The 17,105-nt window shown below is 62.5% G+C and carries 14 protein-coding genes; 1 reads left to right on the top strand and 13 read right to left on the bottom strand.

The features are described from left to right. Positions 1-216 precede the first annotated feature (216 nt). A complete protein-coding gene (locus tag NUV89_RS01995; RefSeq protein WP_257780108.1) occupies positions 217-1,476 on the bottom strand; it encodes an aspartate aminotransferase family protein in 1,260 nt (419 codons plus the stop codon). Positions 1,477-1,685: 209 nt separating this feature from the next. Between NUV89_RS01995 and NUV89_RS01990 the strand changes: the two genes are divergently transcribed. Beyond that, on the top strand, positions 1,686-2,585 hold the full coding sequence (locus tag NUV89_RS01990) for a LysR family transcriptional regulator (RefSeq protein WP_257780107.1): 900 nt from the start codon (positions 1,686-1,688) through the stop codon (positions 2,583-2,585). A 226-nt stretch (positions 2,586-2,811) separates the two neighbouring features. Here the strand turns inward: NUV89_RS01990 and NUV89_RS01985 are convergent, their stop codons facing one another. The 12 genes from NUV89_RS01985 to NUV89_RS01930 all read right to left on the bottom strand — a co-directional run bounded on the left by NUV89_RS01985 (position 2,812) and on the right by NUV89_RS01930 (position 17,047). Next, positions 2,812-4,590 (bottom strand): acyl-CoA dehydrogenase C-terminal domain-containing protein, encoded by a 1,779-nt coding sequence (locus NUV89_RS01985; protein WP_257780106.1) that lies wholly within the window; start codon positions 4,588-4,590, stop codon positions 2,812-2,814. A 123-nt stretch (positions 4,591-4,713) separates the two neighbouring features. Then, positions 4,714-6,483, bottom strand: a complete 1,770-nt coding sequence (locus tag NUV89_RS01980; protein ID WP_257780105.1) for an acyl-CoA dehydrogenase C-terminal domain-containing protein — start codon at positions 6,481-6,483, stop codon at positions 4,714-4,716. 90 nt (positions 6,484-6,573) lie between these two features. Further along, positions 6,574-7,863, bottom strand: coding sequence for a diguanylate cyclase (locus NUV89_RS01975; protein ID WP_257780104.1), 1,290 nt, complete (start codon positions 7,861-7,863; stop codon positions 6,574-6,576). Between the two features lie 208 nt (positions 7,864-8,071). Further along, the gene (locus tag NUV89_RS01970; RefSeq protein ID WP_017739534.1) at positions 8,072-9,877 is read right to left on the bottom strand and encodes a phenylacyl-CoA dehydrogenase; all 1,806 of its coding nucleotides are present in this window, start codon (positions 9,875-9,877) and stop codon (positions 8,072-8,074) included. Between the two features lie 337 nt (positions 9,878-10,214). Beyond that, positions 10,215-10,496, bottom strand: a complete 282-nt coding sequence (locus tag NUV89_RS01965) for a hypothetical protein (RefSeq protein WP_017739535.1) — start codon at positions 10,494-10,496, stop codon at positions 10,215-10,217. Between the two features lie 106 nt (positions 10,497-10,602). Further along, entirely contained in the window at positions 10,603-11,283 is a 681-nt protein-coding gene (gene bioD / locus NUV89_RS01960) for a dethiobiotin synthase (protein ID WP_257780103.1), read from the bottom strand. Beyond that, positions 11,280-12,092 (bottom strand): malonyl-ACP O-methyltransferase BioC, encoded by an 813-nt coding sequence (bioC, locus tag NUV89_RS01955; RefSeq protein ID WP_257780102.1) that lies wholly within the window; start codon positions 12,090-12,092, stop codon positions 11,280-11,282. Before bioC ends, bioD begins: the two co-directional genes overlap by 4 nt. Further along, a complete protein-coding gene (locus NUV89_RS01950) occupies positions 12,085-12,816 on the bottom strand; it encodes an alpha/beta fold hydrolase (RefSeq protein WP_257780101.1) in 732 nt (243 codons plus the stop codon). Before NUV89_RS01950 ends, bioC begins: the two co-directional genes overlap by 8 nt. Beyond that, positions 12,809-13,990 (bottom strand): 8-amino-7-oxononanoate synthase, encoded by a 1,182-nt coding sequence (bioF, locus tag NUV89_RS01945; protein WP_257780100.1) that lies wholly within the window; start codon positions 13,988-13,990, stop codon positions 12,809-12,811. The genes NUV89_RS01950 and bioF overlap by 8 nt, the downstream gene beginning before the upstream one ends. 84 nt (positions 13,991-14,074) lie before the next feature. After that, positions 14,075-15,022, bottom strand: a complete 948-nt coding sequence (locus tag NUV89_RS01940; protein ID WP_257780099.1) for a lysylphosphatidylglycerol synthase domain-containing protein — start codon at positions 15,020-15,022, stop codon at positions 14,075-14,077. Continuing rightward, a complete protein-coding gene (clsB, locus tag NUV89_RS01935) occupies positions 15,012-16,271 on the bottom strand; it encodes a cardiolipin synthase ClsB (RefSeq protein ID WP_257780098.1) in 1,260 nt (419 codons plus the stop codon). Before clsB ends, NUV89_RS01940 begins: the two co-directional genes overlap by 11 nt. After that, on the bottom strand, positions 16,268-17,047 hold the full coding sequence (locus tag NUV89_RS01930; protein ID WP_257780097.1) for an endonuclease/exonuclease/phosphatase family protein: 780 nt from the start codon (positions 17,045-17,047) through the stop codon (positions 16,268-16,270). Before NUV89_RS01930 ends, clsB begins: the two co-directional genes overlap by 4 nt. Positions 17,048-17,105 lie beyond the last annotated feature (58 nt).

Below are 17,105 nucleotides of genomic sequence, written 5' to 3'. Positions count from 1 at the left end.
TTCCCACAAACATACCACCCAGTGGTATAGATTAGAAGTAGAGCACGCTGTGCCCCATCGGCAGTCCTTGCCGACGCCCGTTAAAAAGCCATTGTTTTCACAAGCGCTCAATCAACACTTTCAATCCAAAAATTTCACACACAAAAAAACGCCCCCAGCCAAAAGAATCAGGCCGGAGGCGCCGCGTATACCGCGAGACGGTTCAGGAAATAGGGGTTAAACAGCGATGCCCTTGCGGCATTGCAGTTGCGCGGTGCGCACGCGGGAGAAGGCGCGCGCCAGGCGCAGGAGCATTTCGTCGATATTGCTTTTGCTCACCGTCAGTGCCGGGGTAAAGCGCAGGCAGTTGGGTTGCGGGGCGTTGAGGATCAGGCCTTCGTGCAGCGCCGCTTTTACCACCGCATCCGCAGAATCATCCGACAAGGTCAGGCCCCACATCAGGCCGTGGCCGCGCAGTTGGCCGTGGTCGTAGCGGTAAGCCAGGCGGGCGAGGCCTTCGCCCAGGTGCAGGCCGGCTTCACGCACATGCTCAAGAAAGCCATGTTCCAGCACGGTATCGAGTACGGCCACGCCGGCCGACGCCATCAGCGCATTGCCGTGATGGGTGCCTTCCAGCTCGCCCACTTCAAGGCAACAGGCTTTGCCCCGTGCCAGCAGCGCTGCCAGGGGCACGCCGCCGCCGAGGCCTTTGCCAAGGGTGATGATGTCGGCGCGCACGCCGTATTGCTGTTCGGCGAGCAAGGTGCCACAGCGGCCGAGGCCAGTTTGCACTTCGTCGAGGATCAACAGGATGCCCAGTTCGCGGCACAGGCGCTCCACACCTTTAAGGTAATGCTCGGTCGCTGGAATCACGCCGGCTTCGCCCTGGATCGGTTCGAGCATGATCGCGACGGTTTGCGCATCCACCGCGGCGTGCAGGGCCGGCAAATCGTTGAAGGGCACGTGGCTGAAGCCCGGCAGTTGAGGTTCGAAGCGGTTGCCAGCGGCGCCCGCCGAAGCGGCCATCGCGGCGAAGCTGCGCCCATGGCAACCGGCGCTGGCGCTGATGATGCGATAGGCGCCGCCGCGATGCCGCTGGCCCCACTTGCGCGCCAGCTTGATCGCCGCCTCGCAGGCTTCCGCGCCACTGTTGAGCAGGTAAGCCTGATCGCTACCGGTGCGGTGGCACAGGCGCTCGGCCAGATTGAGTTGGGCGCGGTTATACAAACCATGACCCGGGTTAATCAGTGCCTGGGTCTGCTCGGCCAGGGCTTTTATCAACACCTGCGGGCTATGGCCGAGGCTGTTGGCGGCGTTGCCCTGGCTGAAATCCAGGTAGGCTCGGTCCTCACTGTCCCACAGCCAGGAACCCAGGCCACGTACGAAAACCTGCGGCGGCCGCGCCACGCTGGGCATCAGCGAATCGCCCGACGGCGACTCATCCAGAATCAGGTCATCCAGGCTCGGCGCAGGACGGCGCATATTGAACAGGTTCACAGCTCACCCCCGATGGCAACCGGACCTTCGTCGGTACACCCCGCCACTAAGGCCGTGAGGTTTTTTGCCTTGCCTATGTAAACGCTGTCTGAATAAACGCTGTTCATTGCCCGATCTGGCCCTGTAAGCCCTGCGAATAGGCGCTAGACTAGGCGCCTCGGGGGCCAACAGCCATTTCGATTTTCCAGCTTTTTCGATAAGTAAGTCTTATGGATTTCAAGCAACTGCGTTATTTCGTCGCGGTGTATGAGGAAGGCCACGTGGGCCGTGCCGCCGAGCGTCTGTCGATCTCCCAACCGGCGCTGTCCCAGCAGATCCGCCAACTGGAACAGAACCTCGATGTGAGCCTCTTCGAACGCAGCAGCAAGCGCCTGTTGCCGACCCTGGCGGCCCACACGCTGTACAACCACGCGTTGCCGCTGATCGATGGCATGCAGCAAGCCGTCGAGGCCTTGCGCAACTTCAAGGGCCAGGCCATGCGCACCTTGGCCATCGGCGTGCTGCAAACCGTGCACACCAGCCTGGTCCCGCAAATGCTCGAACGTGTGCGCAAGGCCCAGCCCCATCTGGTGGTGCAGATCTACGAATTGACCGGGTTGGAGATCGAACGGCGACTGCTGAACGGCTCGCTGGACATCGGCATCAGCTACCTGCCACCCCGCCAGCCGGGACTGCACGGCGCGCTGCTGTACGAAGATGAGTTGAAGGTGGTCATCCCCGAAGATCACCCGCTACGCGAATTCAAGAAAGTCTCGCTGAAACAGGCGGCCGAGTTGCCGATGTTGCTGTTGGGGGAAGAGTTTCAGGTCCGGCAGATCTGGCAGGGCCAGTTGGCCAACCTCGGGCGGCGCCCACAGGTGCAGGCCGAGTTGAACACCATGGTGGGGATTCTCGACAGCCTGCCCCACACCCAACTGGCGACGGTTTTGCCAGGGCGTTCCCAGGACGAACACAACAGCCAGCTGCTGCTGTGGAAACCCTTGAGCGAACCCCGGGTGCCATTGAAAGTGGGCTTGGTGTGCCGCGATGCGCAGCGCCAGCAGGCGACGGTGGCGCTGTTGCGCACCTTGCTTGAAGACGTGATGAATGCCCCGCAGGCCAGCGCCTGACTTTTTCGCGGGCAAAAGAAAACCCCGCCGAAGCGGGGCTTTGCAGACTGTTTCCCTGACATCCATTTCACTCCGCCGTCCTGGCAGAATCCTACGTGTCCGTGTTGTTGCTTTGCGCTTCCTGCGCGACGTCCATGTGAAGTAGATTATCTGTGGATCCAATTTGGCGATAGAGGACGAATAGCAGCACGTCATGTAAGAGAATGCTTACACGCCCTCCAAAGCCTTAGAACAGTGCTTCATCCAGCAAAAACAGCGATTCGCTACCAGCTTTTACCGACGCACTCAGCGACTGGATACGCGGCAGCAAGCGCGCAAAGTAGAAGCGTGCCGTGCCCAACTTGCTGGCGTAGAAGTCTTCCTCGGCCTCTTTGCCCAGCGCCGCCTTGGCCATGCGTGCCCACATGTAGGCGTAGGCCATGTATCCAAATGCATGCAAATACTCCACGGAGGCCGCGCCGATTTCATTCGGGTTGGTCTTCGCGCGGTCCAGCACCCAGGCGGTCAATTCGTCGAGGTTATCCACCGCAGCAGCCAGCGGTTTGGTGAATTCGCTCAACTCGGCGCCGGCCGACGCAATGAACTGGCGGATCTCGTCGGCGAACAAGGTGTAGAACGCCCCGCCGCTGCCGACGATCTTGCGGCCCATCAAGTCCAGCGCCTGGATGCCGTTGGTGCCTTCGTAGATCTGGGTGATGCGCACGTCACGCACCAGTTGCTCCTGGCCCCATTCACGAATGTAGCCGTGGCCGCCAAACACTTGCTGGCCAAGCACGGTGGTTTCCAGGCCGAGGTCGCTCAAGAACGCCTTGGCGACGGGTGTCAGCAGCGCCACCAGGTTATCCGCACGCTCGCGGGCCGCCGGGTCTTCGCTGAACTTGGCGATGTCCAGTTGCGTCGCCACGTAAGTGGAGAATGCACGGCCGCCTTCGTTCGCCGCCTTCATGGTCAGCAGCATGCGCCGCACGTCCGGGTGGACGATGATCGGGTCGGCCACTTTGTCCTTGGCCTGGGCACCGGTCGGCGCACGGCTTTGCAGGCGGTCACGCGCGTATTCAATCGCGTTCTGGTACGAGCGCTCACCCGACGCCAGGCCCTGGATACCAACACCCAGGCGCTCGTAGTTCATCATGGTGAACATCGCCGCCAGACCCCGGTTCGGCTCGCCCACCAGGTAACCCACGGCGCCATCGAAGTTCATCACACAGGTCGCGGACGCCTGGATGCCCATCTTGTGTTCGATCGAGCCACAGCTCACCAGGTTACGCGCGCCCAGGCTGCCATCGGCATTGACCATGAACTTCGGCACGAGGAACAACGAAATGCCCTTGGGACCGGCCGGCGCATCCGGCAGCTTGGCCAGCACCAGGTGGATGATGTTGTCGGTCAGGTCGTGTTCGCCACCGGTGATGAAGATCTTGGTGCCGCTGATGGTGTAGGAACCGTCCGCCTGCGGCTCGGCCTTGGTGCGAATAATCCCCAGGTCCGTACCGGCGTGGGCTTCGGTCAGGCACATGGAGCCGGCCCACTCGCCGGAGTACATCTTCGGCAGGTAGATGGCCTTGAGTTCTTCACTGGCGTGGGTGTTGATCGACACACAGGCGCCGGACGTCAGCATCGGGTACAAGCCGAACGCCAGGCTCGACGAGTTAATCATCTCCTCGACCTGGGCCGAGACCGCCTTGGGCATGCCCATGCCGCCAAACATCGGATCACCGCCTACACCGACCCAACCGCCTTCAGCGTAGGTTTTGTAGGCCTGTGGATAACCGTCCGGGGTAAACACCGCCGTGTCTTCCCAACGGCAACCCTGCTCATCGCCGCCACGGCTGAGGGGGGCGATGGACTTGGCGGTGACTTTGCCGGCTTCTTCGAGGATGGCCTCTACGGTTTCGGCGTCAACGGTGTCTGCCAATGCCGGCAATTGGGCCCAAGTGGTGGCGACCTCAAAGACTTCATTGAGGACGAAGCGCATATCACGCAGCGGCGCTTTGTAATCAGCCATGGCAAACCTCGTGAGAACGTGAAAAGTAATTCGGTAAGTGTCGGTTTTACAGGCTCCGAGTGTACCCGAACAACTTTTCAGACACATAGGGTCCACTTGTGACTGATTGGTATTTTTAAGTCATCAGAGTGCAAATGCCTCCGCCGGCAGACTCATCAGGCATTCGCTGCCCGCTTCCACCGCCGCGCGGTGCGTGGCGGTACGTGGCAACAGGCGTTTGAAGTAGAACTCGCAGGTGGCCAGCTTGGCCTTGGCGAAGTCGGCATCATCCTGCTCAAGGGCTGCGATCGCCATGCGCAACCATAGATAGGCGAGTACCACGTAGCCGCTGTACATCAAGTAATCCACAGCTGCCGCGCCGACCTCATCGGGGTTCTTCATGGCGGCCATCCCGACCTTGGTGGTCAGCTCGCCCCATTCCCCATTCAGTTGATTGAGTTGCGCCACATAAGCCTTGAGCTGAGGATGCTCGGCGTTTGCCCCGCAGAACTTATGCACAATTTTGGTAAACCCGCGCAGCAACTTGCCCTGGCTGCCGAGCACCTTGCGCCCCAGCAAGTCGAGGGCCTGGATGCCGTTGGTGCCCTCATAGATCGGCGCAATCCGCGCATCCCGTGCCAGTTGCTCCATGCCCCATTCGCGAATGTAACCGTGGCCGCCGAATATCTGCATGCCGTGGTTGGTCACCTCCAGGCCGGTGTCGGTCATAAAGGCCTTGCAGATCGGGGTGAGGAACGCCAACAGGTCTTCGGCCTCCTGGCGCTGCGCCGCGTCGCTGCTCAGGTGCGCAGTGTCGAGCAACTGCGCGGTGAAATAGGTCAGGGCGCGGTTGCCTTCGTTGAAGGCTTTCCTGGTCAGCAACATGCGCCGCACATCGGGGTGCACGATGATCGGGTCGGCGGCTTTGTCCGGGGCCTTGGCGCCGGTCAGTGCGCGCATCTGCAGGCGGTCGTTGGCGTATTTGATCGCGCCCTGGAAGCTCGCCTCGCCATTGCACAAGCCCTGCATGCCGGTGCCCAGGCGCGCGTGGTTCATCATGGTGAACATGCAGTTGAGGCCCTTATTTGCCTCGCCGATCAGGAAGCCCTTGGCCCCGTCGAAGTTCAGCACGCAGGTGGCCGACGCCTTGATGCCCATCTTGTGTTCGATGGAACCGCAGTGCACCGCGTTGCGCGCGCCGGAGTCGGCATGGAACTTGGGCACGATAAACAACGAGATGCCCTTGGTGCCCGCCGGCGCATCCGGCAGCTTGGCCAGCACCAGGTGGATGATGTTCGCGCTCATGTCATGCTCGCCGGCCGAGATGAAAATCTTGCTCCCGGTGAGCGCATAACTGCCGTCTGCCTGGGGCACGGCGCGGGTCTTGATAAGGCCCAGGTCGGTGCCGCAGTGGGCTTCGGTGAGGCACATGGTGCCGGTCCACTCGCCGGCGGTGAGTTTGCTCAGGAAGGTGTCTTTCTGCTCAGCGCTGCCGTGGGCGTGGATCGCCGACATGGCGCCGTGGGTCAGGCCCGGGTACATGCCCCAGGACGTGTTGCTGGAGCCGATCATCTCGCTGAGCACCAGGCCCAGGGATTGCGGCAAGCCTTGGCCGCCGTAGGCCGGATCTGCCGCCACGCCGTGCCAGCCGCCGTCAACGTATTGGGCGAAAGCTTCCTTGAAGCCCTTGGGTGTGGTGACCACGCCGTTGTCGAAATGGCAGCCTTCTTCATCGCCACTGCGGTTCAGCGGTGCGAGCACGTTTTCGCAGAATTTCGCGCCTTCTTCGAGGATTGCGCTGACCATGTCCGGGCTGGCGTCGGTCGCCCCCAGCGCAGCGTAGTGGCCGTGGAAATCAAACACGTTGTCGATCAGAAAGCGCATGTCGCGCAGGGGAGCTTTGTAGTCAGGCATGGCAATGTCTCCGGCAGCAGATGGCTTCAACCTACTGCCGGCAACACGCCTGGACAATCACTGTAGCGCTGCTGAATACAGCGCCATTACTCAACCGGCAGCGCTCTCCATGCGTACCGCGCCACGCCGGGTTTGCCCGGCCGCGATCACGCAATTGCGCCCCGCGCCCTTGGCGGCGTACAGCGCCTGGTCGGCGGACTTGAGCACTTCTTCGCTGGTGCGCTGCTCGGCCTGGCGCTCGGCCACGCCGATACTCACGGTCACCGACACACTGCTTGCCCCGCTGCCCACGCGCCGCTGGCGACCTTGCTGATCGTCCTGCGGGCGGTCCGGGTTGCGCAGCTTGATGTCGTAGTTGGCGATGATCTCGCGGATCTCTTCCAGGTGCGGCATGCATTCGTCCAGGGTCTTGCCGGCAAACACCACGGCGAACTCTTCCCCGCCATACCGATAAGCGCGCCCGCCACCGTTGACCTTGGCCAACTTGCTCGCCACCAGGCGCAGCACCTGGTCCCCCACGTCGTGGCCATGGGTGTCGTTGAAGCGCTTGAAGTGATCGACGTCGGTCATCGCCAGTACGTAGTTGCGCCCCAGGCGCTGCATGCGCTCGTTCAGTGCACGCCGCCCCGGCAAGCCGGTCAGCTCGTCGCGGAATGCCATTTGATACGCCTCGTGGGCCACGCCGGCGGCGATCATCAGCATCACCTGGCTGCACATGATGTTGAGGGTGAACGGCAGGATGAAGGTTTGCGGCAACATCCAGAACAACCCGACAAACCCCACCAGTTGCGCCGCGTGCAGCGGGCGGGGCTGATACCAGTACTGCGCCGCGAGGGTCAGGAAACCGATCAGGAACATCGGGTACGACAACTGGATCAGGCTCATCCAGCTGCCATGCAGCGCCGGCCAGCGAATCTCGGCCAGCCAGTTCAGCAGCGCCTGGGGATAACTTTGCTCCAACGCCAACGCAACGCTGCCGACAGCAAACAACACCGCACAGCGTGCGATGAAGTCGCGGAACAGGTGGGTCTTTTCCTGCCACAGCGCGTAGATGCTGAACAACAGCGGCAACAACAGGCAACACAAGTGGAACACCACGGCGGCGTCTTCGCGCACGCGGCCATTGTCGCGGTAGTAGTCGGTCTGGGTATCCAGCAGGAAATACGCGACGTACACCGTAATCATCAGGAACAGTTCGCGCTGGCGACGGTACACCGCGCAATACGAACCGCCGAGCAACAGCACCAGGGTCGGCAGCACGTTGAACAGCGAGGTAAAGAAGACGTTGAGGTCCTTGACGTACGCAGCCGAGAGCCCGGCCAGCAACAGCAGCAACGAAGGGAGAAAATGACTGAACCGTACAGCGGACACGCGTGACAAGGGTAAAACTCCGACCCGCAAATGAATGATGGCACTGTGCCTGTATGCAGACAGTTAAGCACAACCTGGCACGCATGTATCACATTGCCATCACTGTAACGGCAGCCGAAGGTAATCCCTGAGCGCTGTACTGGGGTTTTTTATCACCCACAAAAAAGCCGCCGCTCCCGTACAGGAGCGGCGGCTCTGGAAGTGAACCCGGTAAGGCTTAGTAAGCCAGGCCGAAGTCTTCTTCTTTCATGTCCATCAGGTTGTTGGCACCCGACAGCATGGTGGCTTTATGGGCCAGGGTCCGCGGCAGGATGCGCTGGAAGTAGAAGCGCGCCGTCTGCAGCTTGGCGGTGTAGAACGCCTCTTCGGTGGTGCCGGCGGCCAGTTTCTCGGCCGCCAGGCGCGCCATGTCGGCCCAGAAGTACGCCAGGCACGCGTAACCGGAGTACATCAGGTAATCCACCGAGGCGGCACCGACTTCTTCGCGGTCCTTCATCGCGGCCATGCCGACCTTCATGGTCAACTCGCCCCACTCTTTGTTCAGTGCCACCAGCGGTGCAACGAATTCCTTGACGGCTTCGTTGCCTTCGTTGGCCTGGCAGAACTTGTGCACGATCTTGGTGAAGCCCTTGAGCGCTTCGCCTTGGGTCATCAGCACTTTGCGGCCCAGCAGGTCGAGGGCCTGGATGCCGGTGGTGCCTTCGTACAGCATCGAGATGCGGCTGTCGCGTACGTTCTGCTCCATGCCCCACTCGGCGATGAAACCGTGGCCGCCGTAGATCTGCACGCCGTGGTTGGCGGATTCAAAACCGACTTCGGTCATGAACGCCTTGGCGATTGGGGTCATGAAGGCCAGCAGGCCATCGGCTTGCTTCTTGGCTTCGTCGTCGGTGCCGTACTTGACGATGTCCACTTGCTTGGCGGTGAAGTACACCATCGCACGGTTGCCTTCGGCGAAGGCTTTCATGGTCAGCAGCATGCGGCGCACGTCGGGGTGCACGATGATCGGGTCGGCGGCTTTGTCTGGCGCTTTCGGGCCAGTCAGGGAGCGCATCTGCAGGCGGTCGCGAGCGTATTTCAGGCCGCCCTGGAAGCCGATCTCGGCGTGGGACAGGCCTTGCAGCGCAGTGCCCAGGCGCGCGGTGTTCATAAAGGTGAACATGCAGTTCAGGCCTTTGTTCGCCGGGCCGATCAGGAAACCGGTGGCCGCGTCGAAGTTCATCACGCAGGTGGCGTTGCCGTGGATGCCCATCTTGTGTTCCAGGGAACCACAGGTCACCGCGTTGCGCTCGCCCACCGAACCATCGGCGTTAGGCAGGAACTTCGGCACGATAAACAGCGAGATGCCTTTGGTGCCGGCCGGTGCGTCCGGCAGGCGGGCCAGGACGATGTGGACGATGTTGTCGGCCATGTCGTGTTCACCGGCCGAGATGAAGATCTTGGTGCCGGAGACTTTGTAGGAACCGTCGGCCTGAGGCTCGGCCTTGGTGCGCAGCATGCCCAGGTCGGTGCCGCAGTGTGGCTCGGTCAGGCACATGGTGCCGGTCCATTCGCCCGATACCAGCTTGGTCAGGTAAGCGTCTTGCTGCTCGGGGGTGCCGTGTTCGGAAATGGTGTTCATCGCCCCGTGGGACAGGCCCGGGTACATGCCCCACGACCAGTTGGCAGCGCCAACCATTTCGCTCACCGCCAGGCCCAGGGATTCCGGCAGGCCTTGGCCGCCGTGCTCCACGTCGTGGGCCAGGCTTGGCCAGCCGCCTTCGACGAATTGCTTGTAGGCTTCTTTGAAACCCGTCGGGGTTTTAACGCCTGACTCACTCCAGGTACACCCTTCGATGTCGCCCACGCGGTTCAACGGTGCCAGTACTTGCTCACAGAACTTGGCGCCTTCTTCGAGAATGGCGTCAACCATGTCCGGGGTAGCGTCCTGGCAAGCCGGCAGGCTTTGATAGTGCGCTTCATAGCCAAGCAGTTCGTCACGAACGAAGCGAATATCACGCAAGGGGGCCTTGTAGTCAGGCATAGCGATAAACCTCTGCTGATGTATCTGGAATGAACAACCGCGTGGATTTGTTGTGGCGGTCAAACAGGTGTTTGAAACATACGTTTACGACCTGGGGATGTCAAGCGTCGCTCGGATGCCGTTTGTCATGACGCGGGTCAATCCCAGGCGCAACAACGCCTGCGGCAAGACGCCACGTAATTCGAGGAGTGTAGAAGTTCAGGAGGGCGGCCGAGGTCAAATGTGGGAGCTGGCTTGCCTGCGATGCGGGCGCCGCGGTGCATCAGAAGAATCGAGTTGAAGCCATCGCAGGCAAGCCAGCTCCCACAGAAGAGCCAGCAAGCATGGAGAGAGGTGATTAAGCGTAGGTATCGATCAACGTACCGAGCATTTCATCCGAAGCCTTGGCGACTTTGGCGCCCAGCTCCACTTGAAACTTGCCTTGCGCCATCTCGACCATATTGCTCGCCGAGTTGGAAGGCTGCGCACGGTCATTCGCGCGTAGACGATCAACCTGTGCATCCGAGGGCTGGGTCGTCGCGGCGCTGGCGATTTTGCCGGCGGCCTGGTCGACACGGTTCTGCCCGGTCTGAATGGTGCTCAGGCCCGAATAAAACGCGCTGCTTCCAGAGATGTCCATGGCGTAAGCCTGCCTTTAGAGAATCGTGAACGCTGATTGAAGCAGAGAAACCGGCAAAACACCCGTCAAAAACACTAATGGCATAATGCCTTCGCGATAGCCAAAATCAGTCAAGCAGGTCCAGCTGCAAGTATTCGGCGACCGCTTCAGCCCCAGCGTGCTTGAGTTTCGGCACGCGGCCCAGGCAGGGCGCAGGCAGGCGTTCGGCCAGGGTCGCGAGGTTTTCTTCCAGACGGGAGGTCTTGGGGTCGATGATATTGGCCACCCAGCCCGCCAGCGGCAGACCGTCCCGCGCAATGGCTTCGGCGGTGAGCAATGCATGGCTGATGCAACCCAGGCGCACGCCCACCACCAGGATCACCGGCAGCTTCAACGCGATGGCCAGGTCGGACAGATTGGCCTGATCGGCCAAAGGCACGCGCCAGCCGCCCGCGCCTTCGATCAAGGTGAAATCCGCGTCCCGCGCCAACACCTGCTGCATGGGCTTGAGCAGCGATTGCACCGTGAGCGCCACGCCGGCTTCCCGGGCCGCCAGATGGGGCGCGATGGCCGGCTCGAACGCCACCGGGTTGACCTCGGCGTAACTCAGCGGCAAGGAACACTCGGCCAACAACGCCAGTGCATCGGCGTTGCGCAGGCCCTTGGGCGTGACCTGACAACCGGATGCCACCGGCTTGCCTGCGGCGGTACTTTTGCCGGCCTGTCGCGCCGAATGCAGCAGCCCGGCGGCGACGGTGGTCTTGCCGACGTCGGTGTCGGTGCCCGTAATGAAATAAGCGGCGCTCATAACGGTTTCTCCAGTACTGCGTAGACCACCTGATAAGTCGCCCGCAGGCCCTGGGCCTGACGGAACTGCTCGTAAGCGTTCACCAGTGCAACAATCCGCGCGCGCCCCGTCAACCCTCCCGGCCGGCCGGGGTTGAGGTTGTGCGCGCCCAGCGCCTTCAATTCATGGGTCAGGCTGCGCACATCCGGGTAATGCAACACATGGGGTTGGCGCTCCAGGCTGACCACACGCAAACCGCTGGCCGCGCACAACTGCTGATACGTCGCGAAGGTGCGGAAACGGTTGACGTGCACCAGACCATCCGCCGCGCGCCAACTTTCACGCAGTTCATCCAGCGTACCGACGCACAGGCTGGTGAACGCCAGCACACCACCGGGTTGCAGCACGCGATAGGCCTCGCTGAGCACCGCCTCGAAATTCGCGCACCACTGCACGGCGAGGGAGGAGAAGATCAGTTGCAAGCTTTGAGCTTTAAGCGGCAAGCGTTCGGCGTCGCCTGCGATGAAATGCTGCGCGCCGCCCAATGGCCGGGCGTGATTGAGCATGCCCTCGGCGATATCCAGCGCCACGCCTTGGCTGGCGGGCAAACGCTCGCCCAGCACACGGCTGAAGTACCCCGTGCCACAGCCCATATCCAGCCAACGCTGTGGCGCAAAGCCGGACGGCAAACGTGCCAGCAACTCGCCGCCGACGGCCCGTTGCAACTCGGCCACGCTGTCATAACTGGCCGCCGCGCGGGAAAACGACGCCGCGACCTGGCGCTTGTCCGGCAAGGCGCCCGGCAGTGGGGGGAGGGATAAATCAGTCATCAACGCACTCATGCAAAAAAGCCTGGATGGCCCCCGCGACACCGTGGGGGTCTTCCAGAAGAAAAGCGTGACCGGCCTGTTCAATCAGGCCGATTTCAACATCGGGCAACACGCTCAACAGGGCGCTTGCCGCTTCGGCGGGCACCAGCTCATCCAGCCCGGCGAACAGGTGCATCTGCGGGCCGCGATACGCCAGCAAGGCGTCGCGGGTATCGAGTTGGGCGAGCAGTTCAAGGCCGCTCATCAACACGCGGGACGGCGTATTCGGCGCCCCACTGACCAGCAAACGCGCGAGCCCACGCGGGTCGGCGGCGCCCTTGGCGCACAACAGGCCGAAGCGTTTCAGGGTGACTTGGGAATCTGCATGGCAGCCGGCGAGGAAGGCGTCGAAGGTCTCGGCGGGCATCGCACTCGGCCAACCGTCATGGGCGACGAAACACGGGTTGCTCGCCAGGGTCAGCAAGCCACAGCAGCGCTCGCCGCGCCGCGCCGCCAGTTCCGTGGCGAGCATGCCGCCCAGGGACCAGCCGCCCAGCCAGGCGTTGTCCGGCAAGGTGGCGTCGAGTTCATCCAGCCATTCGTCGAGGTCACTGGACTCCAGCGCCGGCAACGGTTCGATCTGCACCCGCAGGTGTTCGTCGAGGCCCTGCAAGGCGGCGGCCAAGGGTTCCAGCGGCGATACGCCGAGGCCCCAGCCGGGCAACAAGATCAGTCGATCACGCATGGTCGGGCTCCATGGCGCCTAACAAGCGGAAACACTCTTCCAATGCGTTTAACAATAGCTGCACCTGCGCCTCGGTGTGGGCCGCCGTCAAGGTCACGCGCAAACGCGCGCTGCCGGCCGGCACGGTGGGCGGACGGATCGCGGTGACCATCAAGCCACGCTCGCGCAGCATCTGCGACAGGCGCACGGCCTTGGCGCTGTCGCCAATCAGGATCGGCTGGATCGGCGTAAAGCTCGCCATCAAATCCAGGCCAAGCTGCTCGGCGCCCTGGCGGAACTGGTGGATCAGGCCGTTGAGGTGCGCGCGTCGCCAATGCTCGGTGCGCAGCAGCTCCAGACTTTTCAGCGTGGCGCAGGCCAGCGCCGGTGGTTGGCTGGTGGTGTAGATATACGGCCGGGCGAACTGGATCAGGCTTTCGATCAGCTCTTCGCTGCCGGCCACAAAGGCGCCCGCCGTGCCGAACGCCTTGCCGAGGGTGCCGACCAACACGGGCACGTCCTCCTGGCTCAAGCCGAAATGCTCGACGATCCCGCCGCCGGTGGCACCCAACGGACCAAAACCGTGGGCGTCATCCACCATCAGCCACGCGCCTTTTGCGCGGGTTTCACGGGCCAGCGCGGGCAAGTCGGCCAAGTCGCCGTCCATGCTGAACACGCCGTCGGTGACGACCAAGGTGTTGCCGGTGGCCTTTTCCAGGCGCTTGGCCAGGCTGGCGGCGTCGTTGTGCAAATAGCGATTGAAACGCGCCCCGGACAGCAAGCCTGCATCCAGCAGCGAGGCGTGGTTAAGCCGGTCTTCCAGCACCGTATCGCCCTGCCCCACCAGCGCCGTGACTGCGCCGAGGTTGGCCATGTAGCCGGTGGTGAACAGCAGCGCGCGTGGCCGGCCGGTGAGGTCGGCCAGGGCTTCTTCCAGCTCGTGGTGTGGCGTCGCATGCCCCACCACCAAGTGCGAAGCGCCGCCGCCCACACCCCAGCGGGATGCACCGGCGCGCCAGGCTTCGATCACGTGCGGGTGATTGGCCAGGCCCAGGTAATCGTTGTTGCAGAACGCCAGCAACGGCTGGCCGTCCACCACCACTTGCGGGCCTTGGGGGCTTTGCAGCAGCGGGCGTTGACGATAAAGGTGTTCGGCACGGCGGGCAGCGAGGCGCGCGGAGAGATCGAAAGACATGCTGGCCTCGATAAAGCAGACTGAACGCGGTTCAACTGTGGGAGCGGGCTTGCTCGCGAAGACGGTAGACCGATCAACACAAGCTCAAGCCGGCACCTTCTTCACCCGCAACGCCTTCGCCTTGGCCTCCACCCCGAGGTACATCACCAACGCAATCAGCAGCGGCAAAATAAAGTAGATCGCCCGATAAGCAATCAACCCCGCCAGCAAACTGCCCCGCGAGGCCTCATGTTGCAGTAGCCCGATAAATACGGCCTCCAACACCCCAAGCCCTGCCGGGATATGGGTGATTACGCCGGCAATGGCGCTTATCAGCAACACCCCCAGTACCAACGGGTAGTCCAGCTTGGCCGGCAGCAGGGTGAAAATCACCGCCGCCATCAGCGACCAATTCAATGCGCCCAATGCCAACTGCAAGCACGCCATGCGCACCGACGGCAGGTTGATCTCCATGCCGCGAACCGACCACTCGCGCTTTTTCGAGAATTGGCAGGCGGCCAGGTAACCCAGGCTGAGCAGCACCAACACCACCCCAATGCCCTGCAACGCGCCGGTGCTGACTTTCCACCCCGGCGGCATCGTCACCAGGCCACTGCTGAAAATCACCCCGGCCAGCGCCATATAGCCAAACCAATTGGTCGCCAGGCTCAGCCCCAGGATCTTGGCGATATTGCCGGTGCTCACCCCCAGCCGCGAATACAGCCGGTAGCGCATGGCAATGCCGCCAACCCACGCGCTGAGGTTGAGATTGAAGGCGTAGCTGATGATGCCCACCGGGAGGATCTGCTTCCACGTCAAGTCTTGGCGAATGTAGGTGCGGCCGATCAGATCAAAGCTGGCGTACACCAAGAAACTGCACAGCGTCACCGCGCCGGCGATCAGCAAGGTACGCAGCTTGAAGTCGCCCAGGGTCTGTAGCACTTCGCTCCAGTCGATGCGCCGGGCGAGCAGGGTGAACAACATGATCAGCGCCAGGAAGAACACCACGGTCAGCGGTTTCTTCCAGCGTTTGAAGCGCGATTCAGCGGTCATGGGCCTGGCCCTCAAACGGTTTCAGCCGCGGTTTATGGGCGGGCAGCCAACCGGTCATCGCGGGGAAGTGACGCATCACATGAAACACCAGGAAACCTACAGTCAATCGCCACAACCACAAACGCGGCTTGCGGTTTTCCGGCATGGTCTGGCAGTGATCGCGGGCGAGTATTTCCAGGCGCGCGTAGAGCTGTTGGTTGAAGGCGCGATCGCGTATCAGCACGTTGGCTTCCAGGTTCAGCGCCAGGCTCAACGGGTCCAGGTTGCTCGAACCCACGGTGCTCCAGTCGTCATCCACCAGCGCGACTTTGCCGTGCAGCGGGCGCTGGCAATACTCGTGGATCACCACGCCATCCTTGAGCAGGTAGTCGTAGAGCATGCGCGCGGCGAGCTTGGCCAGAAGCACGTCCGGCTGGCCCTGCATGACCAGTTGCACCTGCACGCCACGACGCGCCGCGTTGCGGATCTCCCGCAGCAGGCGGTAGCCAGGGAAGAAGTAGGCGTTGGCGATCACCACACGCTTTTGTGCCTGGCCCAGGGCGTGGATATACGCCTCTTCGATGTCATCGCGGTGTCGCACGTTGTCGCGATAAATCAAGCGCACCATGCCCTCGCCATCGGGAGGCCCTGCGCAAGGCTGCTGCTGGCGCCGCCGCCAACCGCGCCGGGCGCGTACCTGACGGCCGCTTTGTGCGAGGGCGAAATGATGCAGGTCGGCCACCGCCGGGCCCGTCACCTGCACCGCATAATCCTGCTTGGCCTCGGGGCCGAAATCCCCCAGATGGTCGGCGGAAAAATTGATCCCGCCGATAAACGCCACGGCGGCGTCTACCACGACGATCTTGCGATGCAGGCGGCGAAACCAGTTGGTGCGAAAGCCCAGGGTTTTCGGCGCCGGGTCGAACATCTGCACCGTCACCCCGGCGTCCGCCAGCTCACCGAGAAACGCCGGGCTCAGCTCGCCGCAGCCAAAGCCGTCGAGGCTGACCACCACCTTCACGCCACGCTGCGCCGCGTCGATCAGGATGCGTTGCAGCTCATGCCCCACCTTGTCTTCGAACAGGATAAAGGTCTCCAGCAGGATCTCCCGCCGCGCCTCGCGCAGGGCCTCGAAGACCTTGGGGAAGTACGCCTCGCCGTTTTCCAGCAACTGCACCTGGTTATCGCTGTGCCAGCCGTAGTCCAGGTCGCGGGCCTGGGCGGCGTCCGGCGGCTGGTCGGTGGCGATGTGTTCGACGGCGACGCTCATAGCTCAATCTCCACCGACAGCGGCACGTGGTCTGACAGATGGGACCAGGGGCGGGTGGTCAGCACCCGGGGGTTGTGCACCTTGAGGTGGCGCACGTAGATGCGGTCCAGCGGCAACAGCGGCAGGCGCGCCGGGAAGGTGCGTGCCGGTTTGCCGTGGGCCTGCATGAACACTTCGGTGAGGCCGCTCTGGCTCAGGTCAGCCTTCTGCCGCCAATCGTTGAAATCGCCGGCCACCACCAGCGGCGCATCGGCCGGAATCTCGCGGATACGTTGCTCCAGCAGGCGCAGTTGCTGCTGGCGATGCACCTCGCGCAGGCCCAGGTGGATGCAGATCGCATGCACCTCCTGCCCGGTGCCGGGCAGTCGCAGTACGCAGTGCAGCAGGCCACGGTTTTCATGGCCACTCTGGGAGATGTCCAGGTTGTCGTAGCGCACGATCTGGAATTTCGACAGCAGCGCATTACCGTGGTCCCCGTGGGGATAGACCGCATTGCGCCCGTAAGCGAACTGCGGCCAGATGCTGTCGGCGAGGAATTCGTATTGCGGCATGTTCGGCCAGTCGCTGTAGCGCTGCGGGTGGCGTTCGTGGGTGCCGTGGATCTCCTGCAGGAACACCATGTCCGCGCCCACACTGCGCACGGCTTCGCGCAGCTCGGGCAGGATGAAACGCCGGTTCAGGGCGGTAAACCCCTTATGGATATTGACCGTCAGCACTGTGAAGCGGTTGATGGCAACGCTGGGGGTGACGGGCATCCAGTCGGGACTCGCAGCCATGGTTGCTCCTGAAAATGAGTGGGGCTTTGCCCCCGTTTAAGGCTGACTCTAGGGAGCG

The organism is Pseudomonas sp. 18.1.10 (genome assembly GCF_024655625.1).
GTDB lineage: Bacteria > Pseudomonadota > Gammaproteobacteria > Pseudomonadales > Pseudomonadaceae > Aquipseudomonas.
The sequence above is the reverse complement of the archived record's forward strand: the minus strand, read 5'-3'. Positions and strand labels throughout refer to the sequence as shown.